At 28.4% G+C, this 18,051-nt stretch carries 15 protein-coding genes and 1 pseudogene; 4 read left to right on the top strand and 12 right to left on the bottom strand.

The genetic code is table 11. The annotated features are described in order from the left end of the window. Position 1: 1 nt before the first annotated feature. From pglE to ACOTU8_RS01090, 11 genes are all read right to left on the bottom strand, one after another. Positions 2 to 1,162, bottom strand: coding sequence for a UDP-N-acetylbacillosamine transaminase (pglE, locus tag ACOTU8_RS01140; RefSeq protein WP_422341424.1), 1,161 nt, complete (start codon positions 1,160 to 1,162; stop codon positions 2 to 4). 99 nt (positions 1,163 to 1,261) lie between these two features. After that, entirely contained in the window at positions 1,262 to 1,852 is a 591-nt protein-coding gene (pglD, locus tag ACOTU8_RS01135) for a UDP-N-acetylbacillosamine N-acetyltransferase (RefSeq protein WP_422341423.1), read from the bottom strand. Next, positions 1,839 to 2,441, bottom strand: coding sequence for an undecaprenyl phosphate N,N'-diacetylbacillosamine 1-phosphate transferase (gene pglC / locus ACOTU8_RS01130; protein ID WP_422341422.1), 603 nt, complete (start codon positions 2,439 to 2,441; stop codon positions 1,839 to 1,841). The genes pglD and pglC overlap by 14 nt, the downstream gene beginning before the upstream one ends. Continuing rightward, complete coding sequence (gene pglA, locus ACOTU8_RS01125) at positions 2,434 to 3,564, bottom strand: N,N'-diacetylbacillosaminyl-diphospho-undecaprenol alpha-1,3-N-acetylgalactosaminyltransferase (RefSeq protein WP_422341421.1); 1,131 nt, start codon at positions 3,562 to 3,564, stop codon at positions 2,434 to 2,436. The genes pglC and pglA overlap by 8 nt, the downstream gene beginning before the upstream one ends. Before the next feature lie 9 nt (positions 3,565 to 3,573). Further along, positions 3,574 to 5,715, bottom strand: coding sequence for an undecaprenyl-diphosphooligosaccharide--protein glycotransferase (gene pglB, locus ACOTU8_RS01120; RefSeq protein WP_422341420.1), 2,142 nt, complete (start codon positions 5,713 to 5,715; stop codon positions 3,574 to 3,576). Between the two features lie 3 nt (positions 5,716 to 5,718). Beyond that, positions 5,719 to 6,816, bottom strand: coding sequence for an N-acetylgalactosamine-N,N'-diacetylbacillosaminyl-diphospho-undecaprenol 4-alpha-N-acetylgalactosaminyltransferase (gene pglJ / locus ACOTU8_RS01115; protein ID WP_422341419.1), 1,098 nt, complete (start codon positions 6,814 to 6,816; stop codon positions 5,719 to 5,721). After that, positions 6,804 to 7,733: a glycosyltransferase family 2 protein gene (gene pglI, locus ACOTU8_RS01110; RefSeq protein WP_422341418.1), complete on the bottom strand. Its 930-nt coding sequence runs from the start codon at positions 7,731 to 7,733 to the stop codon at positions 6,804 to 6,806. The genes pglJ and pglI overlap by 13 nt, the downstream gene beginning before the upstream one ends. Then, the gene (gene pglH / locus ACOTU8_RS01105; RefSeq protein WP_422341417.1) at positions 7,726 to 8,805 is read right to left on the bottom strand and encodes a glycosyltransferase; all 1,080 of its coding nucleotides are present in this window, start codon (positions 8,803 to 8,805) and stop codon (positions 7,726 to 7,728) included. Before pglH ends, pglI begins: the two co-directional genes overlap by 8 nt. Further along, positions 8,802 to 10,496 carry an ABC-type lipopolysaccharide transporter PglK gene (pglK, locus tag ACOTU8_RS01100; RefSeq protein WP_422341416.1) on the bottom strand — a complete coding sequence of 565 codons (1,695 nt, stop codon included), beginning with the start codon at positions 10,494 to 10,496 and terminating at the stop codon, positions 8,802 to 8,804. The genes pglH and pglK overlap by 4 nt, the downstream gene beginning before the upstream one ends. Further along, positions 10,490 to 11,476 carry a UDP-glucose 4-epimerase GalE gene (gene galE / locus ACOTU8_RS01095; RefSeq protein ID WP_422341415.1) on the bottom strand — a complete coding sequence of 329 codons (987 nt, stop codon included), beginning with the start codon at positions 11,474 to 11,476 and terminating at the stop codon, positions 10,490 to 10,492. Before galE ends, pglK begins: the two co-directional genes overlap by 7 nt. A gap of 56 nt (positions 11,477 to 11,532) precedes the next feature. Continuing rightward, the gene (locus tag ACOTU8_RS01090; protein WP_422341414.1) at positions 11,533 to 12,327 is read right to left on the bottom strand and encodes a 3'-5' exonuclease; all 795 of its coding nucleotides are present in this window, start codon (positions 12,325 to 12,327) and stop codon (positions 11,533 to 11,535) included. Between the two features lie 69 nt (positions 12,328 to 12,396). Here ACOTU8_RS01090 and waaC point away from each other — a divergent pair, with 69 nt between their 5' ends. From waaC to ACOTU8_RS01070, 4 genes and pseudogenes are all read left to right on the top strand, one after another. Next, positions 12,397 to 13,428, top strand: a complete 1,032-nt coding sequence (waaC, locus tag ACOTU8_RS01085) for a lipopolysaccharide heptosyltransferase I (RefSeq protein WP_422341413.1) — start codon at positions 12,397 to 12,399, stop codon at positions 13,426 to 13,428. Beyond that, a complete protein-coding gene (htrB, locus tag ACOTU8_RS01080; protein WP_422341412.1) occupies positions 13,415 to 14,302 on the top strand; it encodes a lipid A biosynthesis lauroyl acyltransferase in 888 nt (295 codons plus the stop codon). The genes waaC and htrB overlap by 14 nt, the downstream gene beginning before the upstream one ends. After that, complete coding sequence (locus tag ACOTU8_RS01075; protein ID WP_422341411.1) at positions 14,299 to 15,846, top strand: glycosyltransferase family 2 protein; 1,548 nt, start codon at positions 14,299 to 14,301, stop codon at positions 15,844 to 15,846. Before htrB ends, ACOTU8_RS01075 begins: the two co-directional genes overlap by 4 nt. A gap of 3 nt (positions 15,847 to 15,849) precedes the next feature. Then, a pseudogene (locus tag ACOTU8_RS01070) lies at positions 15,850 to 17,023 on the top strand (glycosyltransferase family 2 protein). Here the strand turns inward: ACOTU8_RS01070 and ACOTU8_RS01065 are convergent. Then, the gene (locus ACOTU8_RS01065) at positions 17,007 to 18,002 is read right to left on the bottom strand and encodes a capsular polysaccharide synthesis protein (protein WP_422341410.1); all 996 of its coding nucleotides are present in this window, start codon (positions 18,000 to 18,002) and stop codon (positions 17,007 to 17,009) included. The pseudogene ACOTU8_RS01070 and the gene ACOTU8_RS01065 overlap by 17 nt on opposite strands. Between the last annotated feature and the right edge of the window lie 49 nt (positions 18,003 to 18,051).

Here is an 18,051-nt window from a genome sequence, read left to right as displayed (position 1 = left end):
TTTAAGCCTTTATGCTCCTTAAGATCAGTTTTGAAATTTCATAAACATCATCTTTACTCATCGCCGTGCCACTTGGCAAACAAATTCCTTTTTGGAAAAATAACTCACTATTGCCATTAAGATAAGCCTTAGCTCCTTTAAATACTTCTTGAGTGTGCATAGCTTTCCATAATGGTCTTGTTTCTATTTGTTCATTTTTCAAATCTTCTATGAGTTTTGAAATTTTTGGATGCAAAGTAATATTTTTTTGACTGATATTTATATCTTTTTGACAAGCATTAAGTTCATTTTTATCAAAATCAATCAAAGCCGTACTTAACCAGCGATTACTTCTTGAATTTTCTAACTCATCTAAAAAGCTAAAATACTCTCCTAAAAATTCTTTATACCACTCATAAATTTCTCTTTTTTTAAGCACTCTTTGTTCTAAAACCTCCATTTGTGCTACGCCAATGGCTCCTAAAACATTGCTCAAACGGTAATTATAACCATAATCTAAATGCTCATAATGCAAACAATTTTCCCTTGCTTGAGTACTATAAAATCTTGCTTTTTCGATTTTTTCTTTATTTTTTCCTATAAGCATACCTCCACCTGAAGTAGTGATGATTTTATTACCATTATAAGAATAAACCCCAAATTCTCCAAAAGTTCCCAAAGCTTTATCCTTATAAAAACTTCCTAAAGCTTCAGCAGCATCTTCGATTAAAACAATTTCATTTTCTTTACAAATTTTAACAATCTCATCCATTTTTGCAGCATTGCCATAAAGATGAGTTAAAATCAATACTTTAGGCTTTTTTTCACATTCTTTAATAGCAAGCTTTAACAAATCCACATCGATATTATAAGTTTCATCACAGTCTATAAATACAGGTTTTGCTTTAAGATAACAAATAGGTGCTACTGAAGCGATAAAAGTAAAAGAAGAAGCCAAAACAATATCACCTTGCTTTACTCCTGCTACCCTTAAAGCTAAATGCAAAGCTGCTGTGGCCGAATTTAAAGCTAAGGCATTTTCACTTTTGCTATAATCTTTTACACTTTGTTCAAAGCGATTTACAAATTCACCCAAAGGTGCTATATAATTGCTTTTGAAAACTTCTTCTATGTATTTTAATTCATTACCGCTCATATGCGGAGGAGAAAGAAAAAATCTCATGTTTTAGCCTTTGTATAAAACAAAATTTTATAAAAATTAAATTATATTTTATCCAAAAAAATTTACAAAGAATCAAATAAAAATATTTTTATAATTTTTTCATGTTTTTCTTTTTGCAGGTACTCCCACAAAAATACCTTTTTCATCTTGACTTTTAGCCAAAGTTGCTCCACCTCCTAAAATACTATCATTAGCTAAACTTAAATTGGGTAAAACACAAGAATTAACTCCCAAAAAACAATTTTTACCGATTTTTACATTACCTGCACATTTAGCTCCCACGCTCACATGAGAAAATTCCCCCACCACACATTCATGCTCAATTACACTTGAAGTGTTTAAAATCACGCCTTTTTCTATTTTGGCTTTAGCGTTAACTACTACATAAGGCATGATTAAAATTCCTGCATTTTCTTCTATGCTTGCACTAGGACTTATAAGTGCGCTTTTATGGATAAGATTAACAATTTTAAAGCCATTTTCTGAAATTTTTTGATAAATCTTTTTTCGAATTTCATTATTTCCTATGGCTATAAAAATATCATATTTTGGCAAGGTGTTTTCAAACTTCATTCCTTTAAAATCATCTAAAAAAATACATTCTTTATAACCCATATTTTTAGCTACATCTTCACAAACAAGTCCATGACCACTAGCACCATAAATGTAAATTTTGTCAGTTCTTGCCATTAAATTTCTCCGTTGTAACATGCCCTTCTTTACTTACCCCGCTTCGTTTTAAAACCTTTAAAGCCGTTAAAAACATGATTTTTAAATCGAGTAAAAAAGAAACATTTTTTACATAATACACATCAAGTTCGAATTTTTTCTGCCAAGAAATTGCATTTCTACCATTTACCTGTGCCCATCCAGTTATACCTGGACGCACTTTATGACGTAATTTTTGCTCTTGATTATAAAGGGATAAATACTCTACTAAAAGAGGTCTTGGACCTACAAAACTCATATCTCCTTTTAAAACATTAAAGAGTTGCAAAAGCTCATCCAAGCTTAAACTTCTAACAATTTTTCCAAAAGCTTTTAAGCGAAGTTCATCGCTTAATAAATCACCCTTTTCATCTCTTTCATCGCTCATGGTTTTAAATTTATAAATTTTAAAAATTTTTTCATCTAATCCAGGGCGATTTTGGGTAAAAATCACACTGCCTTGAGTGAGTTTTAAAAGTAAAGCAGTGATTAAAATCACAGGAGAAAAAAGCACTAAAAGCACTAAAGCTAAAATAAAATCAAAAATTCTTTTAAAAACTTTTTCATACATTCTTAATTACCCTATCATAAAGTTTTAAATAACGCTGTGCGATATTATTTTCATCATATTGTAAAGCATCTTGAGCGGCATTTTTACCTAAATTTAGCCTTAATTTTTCATCTTCTAATAAAAGTGAAATTTTTTCGCTTAAATCCTTAACATCTTTTGTTTTCACCCAAAGCCCATCATAAGCATTAGAAATAGCCTCTACGCAACCTTCGCAGTCACTTACTACTATAGCCTTGCCACAAGCTTTTGCCTCCAAAACACTTACGGGAAAACCTTCTTTATAGCTTGGTAAAACAAAAATATCACAATTTTGCAAAAGATCTACAATATCACTTCTAGCACCCAAATAACGCACCACACCCGAATTTAAAAACTCCAAACTCGCACAAGAAGGATTTTCATCTCTTCCACCAACTAAAACAAAATTTGCTTTATCTTTTAGCATAGCAGCACTTTCATAAAATTCTTTTACACCTTTATGCCATAAAGCTCTTGCTATCATAAGTACAATTGGTTTTTTATCTATATTTAAATTTTTCCAAAAAAGAGCTTTTTTTTCTGTTTCTATATAAATAGGAAAAAATTTTTTTAAATTGATCCCTACGGATTTTATCACGCAAATTTTATTTTCCTTAAGTCCCAAATTCCTCATAAACTCAGCATTACTTTCATTGACAAAAATAAATTGGTGTGCAAATTTAAAACTTAATTTATAAAGATTATTGATTATGTAACGCACTAAATTTGCCTTAAAACCTTGATCTATATAAAAAGATCCCAAACCTTCTACTAAAGCAAAACGATAAGGAATTTTTGCCCATTTTGCTGCTAAAATTCCAAAAGTATTGCTTTTGTGTGCCGCACTTTGAATAAGATCAAGATTTAAATTTTTCAAAACCCTAGCAAGATAAAAAAAATTCTTTAAAACTACAAAAGGATTTAAACTAGATCTTGAAAGCTCGTAAACAATTACTTTTAAGCCAAGATCTCTAAGTTTTTGCGTGTATTCATCTTGCGGCACTATAACAAAAACTTCATCTTTCCTATCTTTTAATACTTTTATAATAGGCATTCTAAAATGATAAATACTTGCTCCTGAATGTGATAAAAATCCTATTCTCATTTTTAACCTTTAAATTTTAAGCTTAAAAACTTTAACATCTCTAGAATTAATTACTAAATCAAATAAATTTTTATCATAATTTCCTAAAAAAAACATTTGCACATAAGCACTATTAAACATAGTTTTATCCATTAAAATAAATTGTGCGTAAGGAATAGCACTATCCTTTAAATAAAAAATATAAAACTGGGCCTTATCATCGATTGGAGTGATTTTGTATTCACCTTGCTTAATAGAGTTAATCTCTACGATACTATTTACAGAAACCACATTATCACCTATTTTAAAACTTCTAAAATCATCGCTTAAAACCACTCCATTGCTAAGATAAATTTCTCCATTTTTAATATCAAGTGGATAAGCTGTACTAAAAGTAAAAGGTTTGTCCAAAACTCCTGTATCTAAATTGATAAAAGAAAAACTAGCCACTGTAGAAAAAATCAAAGACATCCTAGCAGGCATGTAAATATAAATATCACGAGTTTTTGGTGTATCAATTTTAAAATCAGGTTTTGATAATGAAGCTAGAAACAAATCCACATTGCTTTGATTATAATCTTTCATCATGGCTTGTAAAATATCTGTTTTTAAAATATCATTTTGCGGAGCATAAAAGCTTTTTTCTGTGTATTCTACGCTAAGTCTTGCCATATTAGCCGCAGCTTGCTCATCTTTACTTAAAACAAAAGAAGGAAAAAAATTATCCTTACCTAAATGCTTTCCACCATCTACTAAGGTTTTTACATCACTATAGTAACGCACAGGATAACCATAATCCCACCAAGTTACCACATAATCTTCTCGATTAGCTATGCTTTTTAATTGATTTAATAATGATGCTTCATTTTGAGAAAAAACAGTTGGGGCTTTATAATTATAAATATGAACAAGTACTGGAGCCAAGGTTAAAATGATTGCAAAAACAATAAAAACATTTGAAATCAATCGACTATATTTTTTAATCATTATAGCTTTAAACTCACCCAATAAAAAACCAAATCCTAAAGCCATTACAGGCACAGCATAGATAGTAAATCTAAGTCCTCCTTTTAAAGCTAAAAATCCAAGCACTAATATAGGTAAAGCTATAATCATACTTTTATGTTTTTTCAAAAGCCACACAAAACCAAACAAAGAAAACAAGAATACAATTTCACTACCACTAATTCTTCGCATAAATTCACTAAGATCTACATTTTCAACTTCTTGTATGGTTTGATTAACATTAAAATACATAAAACCTTGTGTTAAATTCACACTCTCATCACTTCTAAAAATATAAAATTTAAGCTGATAAAGTATAGGATCAACCCCACCACTTAAAATCAAAAACACTAAAGTTGCAATACCCAAAATTCCTATAATCATAAAATTTAAGCGTTTTTGCTCTAAGGCAAATAAAGCAAAAAGTATTACCACAATAGCACTTTGATAAAACCATGTTATATTTGAAAGAGTAAGAGAAGACAAAATCACAGCTATATAAAAAATCTTTTCTTTTCTATGAAAAATAAGTGTATAAATTAAAAAAAGTCCAATTAAAGCTACATTTAAAGTATAGCTTGAAGGATACCACCAAAGATAAATTCCTATAAATAATGGTAAAGCAATCAATGAAAAAAAGTCTTTTTTTAAAATCATTCTTACCATAAAAAATAAAATAAACATAGGTAAAACAATCACCAACATATCTGTATCATAATACCCACTCATAGTGCGATTATAATAACTGTTTGCTATACTTGCTAAAAGAGCAGCTACAAAGCCCATTAAAGGACGCTTGTATTCATTGGCAAGTAAAATAATAGGAATCACCACCAAAGAAGACAAAAAAGTACTCATATATAAAATAATGCTTTCAAAAGAAAAAGGTGTGATTTTATAAAGCCAGTAAGTAAGCGTAGATAAAGAAGAACCATAATAACTTAAATCATTAATCTGATGAAAACCTGCTATCATATCTCTTGCACCCTCAGCAAAAGCATAACCATCATTTGAAATGATCATCAATTGATTATTGAAAAAATACTCATTAAACTCGCTTGCCCACCAGACCCAATAAAACCTGCAAAATACACTAAAAACATAAGCCAATATAATCATCGCAAACAAAACTAAATAAGGTTTTTTTAAATACTCTTTTTTCAACATCTTCTATCCTAATAAATATTTTAAAGCATCACGTGCAATTTTTATTTTATCAAAGGCTTTAGCCCTAGTTTTAGCTTTGTTTTTATACGCTTTTCTTAATTTATCATCTTCAAGCATAGTCTTTAAACCCTGAAACATAGAATTTTCATTATCCACTTCTACTAAAAGTCCAAATTCATCATCACCAAAAAGCTCACGTGCGCCACTTTTATGATCAGTGCAAACCACCGCACAAGAACAAGCTAAGCTTTCAATTAAAACATTTGAAAAACCTTCAAACACAGAAGCAAAAGCAAAAAATTCACATTTAGCCATGTATTTATAAGGATTATTATCAAATCCTAAAAGCAAAACCTTTTCTTCTAAATTTAACTCTTTAATCAAAGCTAAAAGCTCATCTTTAAGTATGCCTTCACCCAAAATCACAAGCTTTAAATCTGTTTTTAATCTCGCATAAGCACGAATTAATAAAGCATGATTTTTACCTTTATCAAGCCTGCCTACACTTAAAATAAATTTATCTTTTAAAGCTATATCTTCAAGAGCTTTTTGCTCTATGTTTTCTAAATCGATAGCATTGTATAAAATTTCACATTTTTTCGGATTTATATTAAAATTTTCTACTAAATCTTCTAAATTTCCCTTAGAATTAGGTAAAATTAAGTCTGCCTTAGGATAAAGTAAAGAAATCAAAAATTTATTTGCTAAAGAATTAAAATTATTTTTCGCATACATTACGCTTGGTGTAGTGCATTCATTGATCACAAGATGGGTTTTATTCCCAAACACTTTTGCCATTAAAGCTATATAATTAGGTCGATTTAAAAAAACAAATTCTGTATCAATGCCTAAATTTCTGCAAAGTTTTTTGTATTTTAAAGCCAAAAAAGGTAACTTTAAAAATTTCAAAATAGGATTTTCGTTAGGTTGTGAGCATTCTAAAAGATGAATTTGACACTCTGGAATTTCATAAGAAATTTTATCATTCATCAAGATTAAATGCACTTCAAATTTTAAACTTAAAATAGGCAATAAAGTTGCCACAACTCTTTCAGCACCACCACTTCCTAAAGAATAAATAAAAATACCTAATTTCTGCATAAAGCCACCCGAATTTTTGATAATTTTTCCACCATATTACTTGGAATTATACTTAAAATGAGTAATACCAAAGCAGGAGTATTGATTTTTATACTTAAGCTTTTAAATAAACACTTATAAAGTGCTTTATAATTTTTTGCAAGTTTTGCATAATAAGCTGCCATTTTATAATAATTTGCACAAGTTTTTTTATAATCTCTATCACCACTGACCTTAAGTTCATTTTCTAAAATTTTAGCAAGTTCTAAATACCCTAAATACACCCTATAAGCATTTTTACTAGCTCCTAAAGTTACACTATCTTGTCTAAAAATTCTATAAATTCTAAAAGCCTTATGGATATAAAAACTTTTTTCTTTGTATAAATTCATCCAAAGTGTGGCTTCATTGCCATAAAATTCTTCATTAAAACGCTTATTTTCAAGTAAAGATTTTTTAAAAATAGAAAAAAACTCTCCACTAAATTTAGCCATTAAAAAATCTTTTTTAGAAATTTCAATATCTTTATCCAATCCCCTACCACTAAATTCCTTGCTTAAAATTCCCTCTTTTTCTATTAAACAATTTCCAAAAACATGAGCATAACCCTCATTTGCTTTTTGCATTAAAATACTTAAAGCCTCGGGTAAAAGCTCATCATCATCGTCTAAAAAAGTTACAAACTCACCACTTGCTTGATCTAAACCATTGTTTTTATTGCCATTTGGACCTTGTTTGTAATTTTGATTTAAAAAATACTTAATACGCTCATCATCTTTTTGTAAATTTTGCACTATACTTTTAGTATCATCACTAGAATTATCATCACTTACAATAATCTCTAAATCTTTAAAATCTTGATTTTGTATGCTTTTAATAGCCTTTTCTAGCAAAAATTTACGATTAAAAGTCGGTACTATAACTGAAAGTTTAGGCATTTTTAACCTCAACTATAAGTTTGAGCCATTCTTCTTTGATATGAGAAATTTCAAAGTCTTTGCATCTTTGTTTTGCATTATTTGTAAGCTTCTTTCTGAAATTTTCATCTTTTAAAACAAGCTCAAGTTTTTTAGCAAGAGTTATTTCATCATCACAACCCACTAAAAGTCCATCATAATTATCTTTGATTAAATCCTTAGCGCCATTATAATAAGAACTTGAAATTCTACAAACCTCAAAATATAAACTTTCGATTAAAACTGTTGGTAAGCCCTCCACAAAAGAACAAAGGCAAAGCACTTTTGCTTTTTCATAAAGAGCCTTGACATTTTCAACTCGCCCTAAAAAATCAACTTTTATTCCTAAAGATTTTACTTTATATTCAAGCTCTTGTCTTAATTCTCCATCTCCTGCTATAACAAATTTATATTTTTCTTGCAAATTTCTATCCAAATGCGCTATAGCTTTTAAAAACATTGCAGGGTTTTTGTTGTGATCTAAACGCCCTATGAAAAGGACTAAATTTTCTTTTTCAAAACTAGAATCAAAAGGAATTTCATCGCTAAAATGACAAGGATTTAGCAAAAGTTTAACTCTTTTTACAAATCTTTCATAATATATTTTATCACTACTTCCAAGCACACTTAAAGCATCACAAAAAGGATAACTTATCCTTCTTAAAAAACGCCAAATTTTAGGTTTTAAATACGCCTCATTGCTATGCTCACTAATGATGAGTGGAGTTTTAAGCCCTATTTTAGCAATAATACAAGCAATATTAGTTGTATCCAAAAAAGAAATAAAAACATCAGCCTTACTTTCTTTTAAAGTCCCTCTTAAGGCAAAAAATTTCTTAAAACGACTTGCAATTTTATGATAAAATGTATCAAATCTAAATTGCTCTAAAGTTATAACTTTAACTTCATTTTTAAGCTTATAAAAAGATTCTCCTGCATGAAATTTGATAATACTTACTTCATGCTCCTTACAAAGTGCATTAGCTAAAGTCACTAAAACACGCTCAGCACCTCCCGAATTTAAAGTAGCGATAATAAAGCTTATTTTCATCATTTCTCCTCTTTAAGCTTACCATGTTCTAAACGATAAACCTTATCACATTGTGTTATAGTAGAAAGGCGATGTGCGATGATAATCATGGTTTTATCTTTAGAAATTTTATAAATTTCATCCATGATTTTTGCTTCACTTTGAGTATCAAGTGCTGAAGTGGCCTCATCAAGCACTAAAATTTCAGGTTCTAAATACAAAGCTCTTGCTATAGCTATACGTTGCTTTTGACCACCGCTTAAATTGCTTCCTCCATCACCTACTTTTGTTTGCACTCCACAAGGTAAATTTTTTATAAAATGTTCTAAATTTGCTTGTTTTATAACTTTACTGAGTTTTTCTTCATCAATTGCGTCTCCAAAAGTGATATTTTTAGCTATGCTGTCATTAAAAAGATAGATATTTTGTGGAATGTAGCCTATCTTTTGACGATAATTTTTCACATTGTTTGTATTTAGTTGTTCATTATCGACTAAAATTTGTCCTTCTTTTGGTTTTAAAAGCCCTATGATAAGATCTACTAAAGTACTTTTTCCACAGCCACTTTCTCCTATAAAAGCGATTTTTTCGCCTTTTTTAATGTTTAAATTAAGATTTTCAAATAAAGATTTTTTTCCTTCATAACCAAAGCTAAGATTACAAATTTTAAGCTCTTGCTTAAAACTTAGTTTTTCCTCACCTAAATTTTCTTCTTCTTGCTTTAAATTTTGATAAATAATATCCAAAGAAGTATGATAATAAAGCAAATCATGATAACTTGTAATAATACGATTTGCACTTGGCATTAAACGATAAAGCGCTAAAACAAAAATGGAAATCGTAGATAAAATACCTGAAATATCACTTTCATTTTTCAAAACCAAAAATACCACGATAAAAATAAGCACACAAAAACCTATACCTTCAAGATAAATTCTAGGCACCGCAACCACACTTTCATTGGTAATATTTGCCTTAGAAAAAGCTTCGCTTTGCACCTTAAAAAGATTTAGTACTCCATCTTCTTTAGTTTTAAGTTTGATAAATTTGAAATTATTTAAATTCGTATTTAAAATTTCAAAGAAATTTTTCATCGCTTCTTCGCGCCTAAGCCCTGCTTTTTTGATAATAGGACTTAAAATTTTCACCAAAATAAAAGCATTTAATGCCATAAAAATACTTAAAAATAAAGTGATTTTATAATTAATCAAAAGCATTAAAGCATAAAGCAAAAACACTACAAAAATTTCACTCATCAAAAGTAAAAACGATGAAATCATAGTGCTTAGATTATAAACTTCTCCTGTGATAGATTTTAAAATTTCAGATTGATTTTTTTGAGTAAATTTTTCATAATTAATATTTAAAAATTTAGAAAAAACCTTATAAGCAATCGCATGATAACGCCCTTTAGAAAATCTTGCTAAAAGATGAAAATAATACGCATTAAGCAAAGCTCTAAACACATAAAAAATAACAAGCCCTACTCCAAAATAAACAATGATTTCAAAAACAGGAATATTTAAATATTCTTTTAAACTGATTAAATATTTATTACGATCAAAATAAGAAAAATCACTAGCTAAAGTAATAAAAGGCATCACCAAAGAAATTGCAAAAGTTTCTATAAAAGAGACAAATACCGAAAAAATAAGCAAGAAAAATAAAAAATTTTTATCTTCCTTACTTAAAATAAAAAAAAGTTTTTTTAACACTGCTTTTCCCAATCAAAAGCAGATTTACAAATAAGCTCTAAATCATCATATTTAGGCTGCCAAGAAGTAAGACTTCTTATCTTACTTGCATCAGAAATCAACACACTAGGATCGCCTGCACGGCGTGGGGCAAGTTCTACTTTAAAATCGACCCCGCTAACTTTTTTCATCGCTTCAATCACTTCTTTTACGCTAAAACCATATCCATAACCTACATTAAAAACATTACTTTGATTATCTTGCAAATAATCCAAAGCCGCTAAATGCGCACTTGAAATATCATCCACATGGATAAAATCTCTTATGCAAGTACCATCTTTTGTATCATAATCATCGCCAAATATAAAAAGTTTATCTCTTTTTCCTGCAGCACATTCAGCTGCAACTTTTATGAGTAAAGTCGCCTTTGGATAGCGTTGTCCTAAGGTATAATCCATACAAGCACCTGCAACGTTGAAATACCTTAAAATACAATGCTTAAATTCAGGATTTGTCATGCTTACATCACGCAAAACCTCTTCACTCATAAGCTTACTACGCCCATAAGGATTAATAGGTACTAAAGGGCTTGTTTCGCTCACAACAGGAGTTTGTGGTTCGCCATAAGTAGCCGCGGTTGAAGAAAATATAAATTTATTCACTCCAGTTTGCAAACAAGTTTTGATGAGATTTGTCGTATTAACAGTGTTGTTCATATAATATTTTAAAGGGTTTTGCATACTTTCAAAAACTTCAATGCTCGCTGCAAAATGCACAATAGCATCAAATTTTTCTCTCTCAAACAATGCTTTTACGCCTTGAAAATCACTCAAATCTTGTTCAAAAAATTTAAAAGCTCTTATTTTTTGTAAATCTTCTATTGCGACTTTGGAACCTTTAGAAAGATTATCCAGTACGCAAATTTCATGATCTGTTTTTAAAAATTGTCTTAAAGTATGAGAACCTATATAACCTGCACCACCGCTAATAAGAATTTTCATCATCATTCCTTTTTTAATAATGTCAAAAGTAAATTCTAATATATTTTCTTAAATACTTAAGACTGAACTTTTAAAATTTCATTTTCGCAAGCTTTTGCAAAAACCTCAGTGTAAGAACGATTTGCTTTTTTTGTGCGTAAAAAATCTCTCATATAAGAAAGAAAATTAGCATAATCTTCTTCATTAACATTACCTTTAATCAGTTCATATTTCAAAAAAAGCATATAGGTGTTTAAGACATCACTTTCGCAATACTCATGAATTTTTTCAAGTTCATTTTGATAAAAAAGTTTCATTACCTCATCACCACACACATCGTACTTTCCTGGCAAACCTACCATAGAACAAAGCGTATCAAGCTTTATTCCACGCCCATTAGATCCTAAGGATTCTAATAAATCACAATGCTTTAATTCTGAAAATCTTGTTTTATAATTATTCCATTTGTCACTTTGTGTATCTAGATAAGTTACTGCTTTAATATTGTATTTTAAAGCCCTTAAAACAAGAACGGGCATATCAAAATTTTTGCCATTAAAACTGACTAATTTTGGCTCGTAATTTTCTATGAAATTAAAAAAATTAACAATCATTTCTTTTTCATCATGACCATCAATTTTATTTACCTTGATAAATTTTCCAAAATTATCACTTAAAACCGCACAAATACTAATGATTCCATGATAAGGCAAAGGCAAAAACTCACTTCCGCTTTGTTCCTTTTGCCACTGAAGGGCTTTTAAACTCACTTCTAAATCGCTTCCTTCAAAACCCAAAGTTTTACGAATAAGCTCAACATCTGGCACACTCTCACAATCAAAAACACAAATATAGCCTTCATTTTTTGCCATTTTTAACCTTTTTTTAAATAATTTTGCTAAAATCATAACAAAAATTTTAAAATATTGTTTAGGTTTTTAATGAAAATAGCAATTGTTCGTTTATCAGCACTTGGTGATATTATCCAAAGTGCCGTGGTTTTGCAATTTATCAAAAATTTTAAAAAAGATATAGAAATTCATTGGTTCGTAGATGAAAAATTTGAAGGCATACTCAAAAATCATCCTTTAATAGACAAACTCTATGCCCTACCCTTAAAAGACAAAAAAATTTTAAAAAGTCTTAAAATACTTTTAAAAACTAGAAAAAACAACTATAATGCAGTAATAGATCTACAAGGGCTTATAAAATCTGCTATTGTAAGTCGAATTTTAAGTAGAAATAATTTTGGTTTTGATAAAAACAGCCTTAAAGAAAGTTTTGCTCATAATTTTTACAATCAAAAACTTAGCATAGACTATAATGAAAATGTATTTGTAAGATACTTAAATCTTACCTCTTTTATGTTAAATAGTGATTTTGATGCTAAAGATTTAGCTTTTAAACAAGATATTTTTAGTGTAGATGAAAATTTAAAACAACTCTTAAGCAATAAACTTAAACTGAATGAAAATGAAAAAAATATACTTATACATGTAGGTTCGAGTATGAAAAATAAAATCTATCCTAAAACCAAACTTGCTATACTTTGCAAACTTTTAATCAATGAATTTCAAAAAGCAAAAATTTGGCTTGCTTGGGGTAATGTAAAAGAATACGAATTTGCCAAAGAGGTTTTAAATCTTAGTGGTATTGATGAAACACATATAGAATTAGCACCAAAATTCAGTCTTGAAGAACTGATGGCTTTTACAAAAATGATGAATTTAATCATAGGAAACGATAGTGGTCCAACACATTTAGCCTTTGCTTTAAATAAGCCTTCTATCACAATTTTTGGCGCAACACCAAGCTACCGCAATACTTTCCAAACTCATATTAATAAAATCATTGATGCGGGTAAAAAAATCCAAAATGCCAAACATATCGATAAAAGCGATTTTTGTATCACACGCATAGAAGAAGAAGATATTTTTAAACTTGCTAAAGGCTTACTTGATGAAAAACAGTGATAGATTATATCTTAGTCTTTATTGTATTTTAAAATTTTTTGTTCATTTTATGCCTGATTGTATTTTGCATGTTTTAGCTTTAATTGTAGCAAGAATTACTTTTTATCTTAACAAAAAACACCGCAAAATCATCGATATAAATTTACAAATTTGCTTCCCTCAATATACCCAAAAAGAACGCAATAAATTATCTTTAAAAATTTATGAAAATTTTGCTCAATTTGGAATTGATTGTTTGCAAAATCAAAATATCACCAAAGAAAAAATACTTGATAAAGTAAAATTTATCAATGAAAATTTTCTTATAGATGCTCTAGCTTTAAAACGTCCTATTATCTTCACAACTGCACACTATGGAAACTGGGAAATTTTAAGCCTTGCTTATGCAGCTAAATATGGTGCGATTTCCATAGTAGGAAAAAAGTTAAAAAGTGAAGTTATGTATAAAATCTTAAGTCAAAGTCGCACCCAATTTAACATAGAACTTATCGACAAAAAAGGCGGTATAAGACAAATGCTAAGTGCTCTAAAAAAGGGACGAACTTTAGGAATTTTAACCGATCAAGATTGCACCGATAAAGAAGGCTTAAGATTGAAATTTTTCAACAAAGAAGTAAACTATCAAATGGGGGCAAGCCTTATCGCACAAAGAAGCAATGCTTTAATCATCCCTGTTTACGCCTATAAAGAAGATGGTAAATTTTACATAGAGTTTTTTAAAGCAAAAGATTCTCAAAATGCAAGTTTAGAGGAACTAACACTTTATCAAGCACAAAGTTGTGAAGAAATGATCAAAAAAAGACCTTGGGAATACTTTTTTTTCCATAGACGCTTTGCAAGTTATAATGAGGAAATTTACAAGGATGTAAAATGAATTTAAAACAAATAAGCGTTATTATCATAGTAAAAAATGCAGAACAAACCTTGCTTGAGTGTTTAAATTCTTTAAAAGATTTTGGAGAAATTATTTTACTCAATAATGAAAGCAGCGATAATACCCTAAAAATCGCTAATGAATTTAAAAAAGATTTTGCTAATTTGCACATTTATCACAGTGCTTTTATAGGTTTTGGAGCTTTAAAAAATCTTGCTTTAAGCTATGCAAAAAATGAATGGATTTTAAACATTGATGCAGATGAAGTGCTTGAAAATGAATGTATTATCGAACTTAAAAACTTAGAATTAAAAAAAGAAGATATCATTGCACTTAGTCGTAAAAATCTCTATAAAGGTGAATGGATAAAGGCTTGTGGTTGGTGGCCTGATTATGTTTTAAGAATTTTTAATAAAAATTTCACTCATTTTAATGATAATTTAGTTCATGAAAGTCTTGTTTTACTAAGTAATGCTAAAAAAATTCATCTTAAAAATGGATTAAGACATTATGCTTTTAGAGATATTTCTCACTTAATTGATAAAATGCAACATTATTCAAGTCTTTGGGCAAAACAAAATATGCACAAAAAAAGTGGAATTTTAAAAGCAAATTTAAGGGCTTTTTGGACTTTTTTTAAAAATTATTTTTTAAAAAATGGATTTTTATATGGATATAAAGGTTTTATGATTAGTATTTGTAGTGCCTTAGGAGTTTTTTTTAAATACATGAAATTATATGAACTTCAAAAACAAAAACCAAAAACTTGTGCTTTAATTATTACAACTTACAATCAAAAAGAACGCCTTAAACTTGTACTCGATAGCGTTAAAAATCTATCTTTTTTACCAAACGAAGTTTTAATTGCAGATGATGGCAGCAAAGAAGATACGGCAAAACTTATTAAAGAATATCAAAAAGATTTTCCTTGTATTTTAAAACATATTTGGCAAGAAGATAAGGGATTTCGTGCTGCAACAAGCCGCAATAAAGCTGTCAATGCTTCTAATAGCGAATATATTATTTTAATCGATGGAGATATGATTTTAGACAAAAATTTTATCGCCGATCATTTAAAATTTGCTAGTTTTAAAACTATCTTGCAAGGCTCAAGAATTATTTTAAATGAAAATGAAAGCAAGGAACTTTTAAGCAAAAATAATTTTAATTTAGCATTTAACAAAAAATGTTTTAAAAATCAAAGAAATATTTTTTTAGCTAAATGTGTATATAAATTTTCAAAACTAACTAAGAAATTTTTTAAAAAATCACAACTTGTCAAAGGTAGCAAAACTTGTAATATGAGTTTTTATAAAAGTGATTTTGAATCTATTGAGGGTTTTAATGAAAAATTTATTGGTTGGGGTAGGGAAGATAGTGAGTTTGTGGCTAGATTTTTGTTTAACAATGGAGTGCTTAAAAGACTTAAATTTAATGCCTTAGCTTATCATATTTATCACAAAGAAAATAGCAAAAATATGCTTGAAATCAATCATCAGATTTATCTTAAAACCATAAAAAACAAAAAAACAACTTGGAGATAAAGCATGAAAAAAGTAGGCGTAGTAATCCCCATATATAATGTAGAAAAATACTTAAAAGAATGTCTAGATAGTGTAATCAATCAAACTTATACTAACTTAGAAATCATACTAGTAAATGATGGAAGCACTGACAAAAACTCTTTTAAAATCGCAAAAAAATATGCCTTAAAAGATCAAAGAATCACTCTTTTTGATAAAGAAAATGGAGGATTGAGTAGTGCTAGAAATACGGGACTTGAGTATTTTTACAAAGAATATAGACTAGAGTTTTCAGACGAAAAAGATGATTTTTATACTTTTATAATTGTCAATGAAAATCCACAAAATGTTTATAAAATTTACAAAAGAAAAAATGCTTGTAAAGATAAAATTTTAAAAATCCCTAATATTGATTACTTAATTTTTTTAGATTCTGATAATTCTTGGAAACTAAATTGCATAAAAGAGTGTGTTATAAGAATGCAAAATGTAGAAGTATTGTGGTTTAATCATACTTGTATTTATGATGATGGTATAGAAGATAAAGGTCAAAAAACAAGAATGAATATTTTTAATTTCACTCAAGAATGCACTATCACTCCAAAAGATTATGCTAATCAAGCGTTAAACATAGGATCTAGAGATATCTCCTTTAGTTGGGGTGGTATGATAAATTTTACATTTTTAAAACACTTAAGACTTAAATTTATTAATAAAATTATCAATGAAGATATACATTTTGGCATGATCCTTTTTGCCAATGCTAAGAAAATTTACATTTTACCAAAAAGATTATACTTATGCCGCCTAAGAGCAAACAGTATATCAAACCATGATAAACAAGTGACAAAAGAAAATATATCAGAGTATTTTAAAGATATTTACAAAGCTTTTAATAACACCAAAGAGACAAAAAATTATTTAAAAGCTATAAGTAGAGTAATAACAGCTATAGAACTTATTAATTTTTTTAAAAATTCTAAAGAAAATGAAAACAATAAAGCAATTAAAGAAGTATTTTTACCTTTTTATGTAAAAAAAGCTTTAATGATCAAAAAATTTAAAAAAGATCCTTTAAATTTAAAAGAAAAATTACCTATTATAATGCCATATATTGAAACAAGAATTCCTTATGATATCTGGAAAATTTGGCAAAAGGTTAAAAGTATTTTTAGATAAAATCAACTTTGCAAGATAATCTTATCTATCATTGAATCTTTTTTTATAGACTTAAAATGTGTGAGTTTATGCAAAAAGCTTTGTTTTTGAATATCCTCCCAAAGAGTTGGATTAAATTTTTCTTTCGCATTAAATTGCAATAAATGGCATTCTATATCACTCATGTTTTTATAAGTATCATTTATAAAGCCATGTTCTTTTAAAAGTTCAAAAATAATATGCAATATAAAATAATAGTGATTTTTTTTAGATTGTTCTTTTTTCCAATAACTCATTAGAATATCTTTTAAAGTTTGAATAAAAGTATTATTTGATTTTGCTATTATAAAACTACTTAGCATTTTAACTTTAAAATCATCATTCCAGTTGAAATATCCATAAGAAAAATATCCACTTTTGATAAACTCTTTGAGTTTTTCTTTACTAGGTTTCATTTTTGATCTTTCAAAGACAAAAAAGTTTTTATTGCAAAGTTCATTGGGTATCTTAGAACTTAAAAATATACTTGCATCACACCATATGCCACCATAAGTTGCAAGCAAGCATACCCTTAAAAGATCTGAAAAAAAAGTTATAGTTTTTTCTCCAAAAAAATTATTTTCTAGCCTCTCTAAAATATATGGTGGAAAATCAAGGTAATCTTTTATATCATCTTTATCTAAAATAATAATCGTGTATTCATCTTTCATTTGTTTTTGTACCGAGTTAAAACATTGATGTATCATGACTGGGGCTTGTTCTTTACCTTGGTACCAAAACTGCCAGATGATTTTATCATCTTTAAAATGATGTTTTTTTTCAAAGCAAAAATGGGAAATTTTTCCTTCTAAAAAAGGTTTGACATAGTTATTTAAAAGATAATTGGCTACTTTAGGGTGTTCTAGTTTGTATTGGATATGATTTTTTATTTTTCTTCTTATTGGTTTTATGGGTATAAAAGAGCTTAGTTTTTTTGTTAAATGATTATAAAATAAAGGATTATCTTGTTGTATTTGCATATATATTCCTAAAAAGTTTTTGATATAATACCATAAAAATATAAAGGCT

The sequence above is a fragment of the Campylobacter jejuni genome (assembly GCF_049221745.1).
GTDB classification, from domain to species: Bacteria; Campylobacterota; Campylobacteria; order Campylobacterales; family Campylobacteraceae; genus Campylobacter_D; species Campylobacter_D jejuni_E.
The sequence above is the reverse complement of the archived record's forward strand: the minus strand, read 5'-3'. Positions and strand labels throughout refer to the sequence as shown.

Coding starts and splice junctions, on each gene's coding strand:
- pglE (WP_422341424.1), bottom strand. CDS start 1,162: ATGAGATTTTTTCTTTCTCCTCCGCATATGAGCGGTAATGAATTAAAA.
- pglD (WP_422341423.1), bottom strand. CDS start 1,852: ATGGCAAGAACTGACAAAATTTACATTTATGGTGCTAGTGGTCATGGA.
- pglC (WP_422341422.1), bottom strand. CDS start 2,441: ATGTATGAAAAAGTTTTTAAAAGAATTTTTGATTTTATTTTAGCTTTA.
- pglA (WP_422341421.1), bottom strand. CDS start 3,564: ATGAGAATAGGATTTTTATCACATTCAGGAGCAAGTATTTATCATTTT.
- pglB (WP_422341420.1), bottom strand. CDS start 5,715: ATGTTGAAAAAAGAGTATTTAAAAAAACCTTATTTAGTTTTGTTTGCG.
- pglJ (WP_422341419.1), bottom strand. CDS start 6,816: ATGCAGAAATTAGGTATTTTTATTTATTCTTTAGGAAGTGGTGGTGCT.
- pglI (WP_422341418.1), bottom strand. CDS start 7,733: ATGCCTAAACTTTCAGTTATAGTACCGACTTTTAATCGTAAATTTTTG.
- pglH (WP_422341417.1), bottom strand. CDS start 8,805: ATGATGAAAATAAGCTTTATTATCGCTACTTTAAATTCGGGAGGTGCT.
- galE (WP_422341415.1), bottom strand. CDS start 11,476: ATGAAAATTCTTATTAGCGGTGGTGCAGGTTATATAGGTTCTCATACT.
- ACOTU8_RS01090 (WP_422341414.1), bottom strand. CDS start 12,327: ATGGCAAAAAATGAAGGCTATATTTGTGTTTTTGATTGTGAGAGTGTG.
- waaC (WP_422341413.1), top strand. CDS start 12,397: ATGAAAATAGCAATTGTTCGTTTATCAGCACTTGGTGATATTATCCAA.
- htrB (WP_422341412.1), top strand. CDS start 13,415: ATGAAAAACAGTGATAGATTATATCTTAGTCTTTATTGTATTTTAAAA.
- ACOTU8_RS01075 (WP_422341411.1), top strand. CDS start 14,299: ATGAATTTAAAACAAATAAGCGTTATTATCATAGTAAAAAATGCAGAA.
- ACOTU8_RS01065 (WP_422341410.1), bottom strand. CDS start 18,002: ATGCAAATACAACAAGATAATCCTTTATTTTATAATCATTTAACAAAA.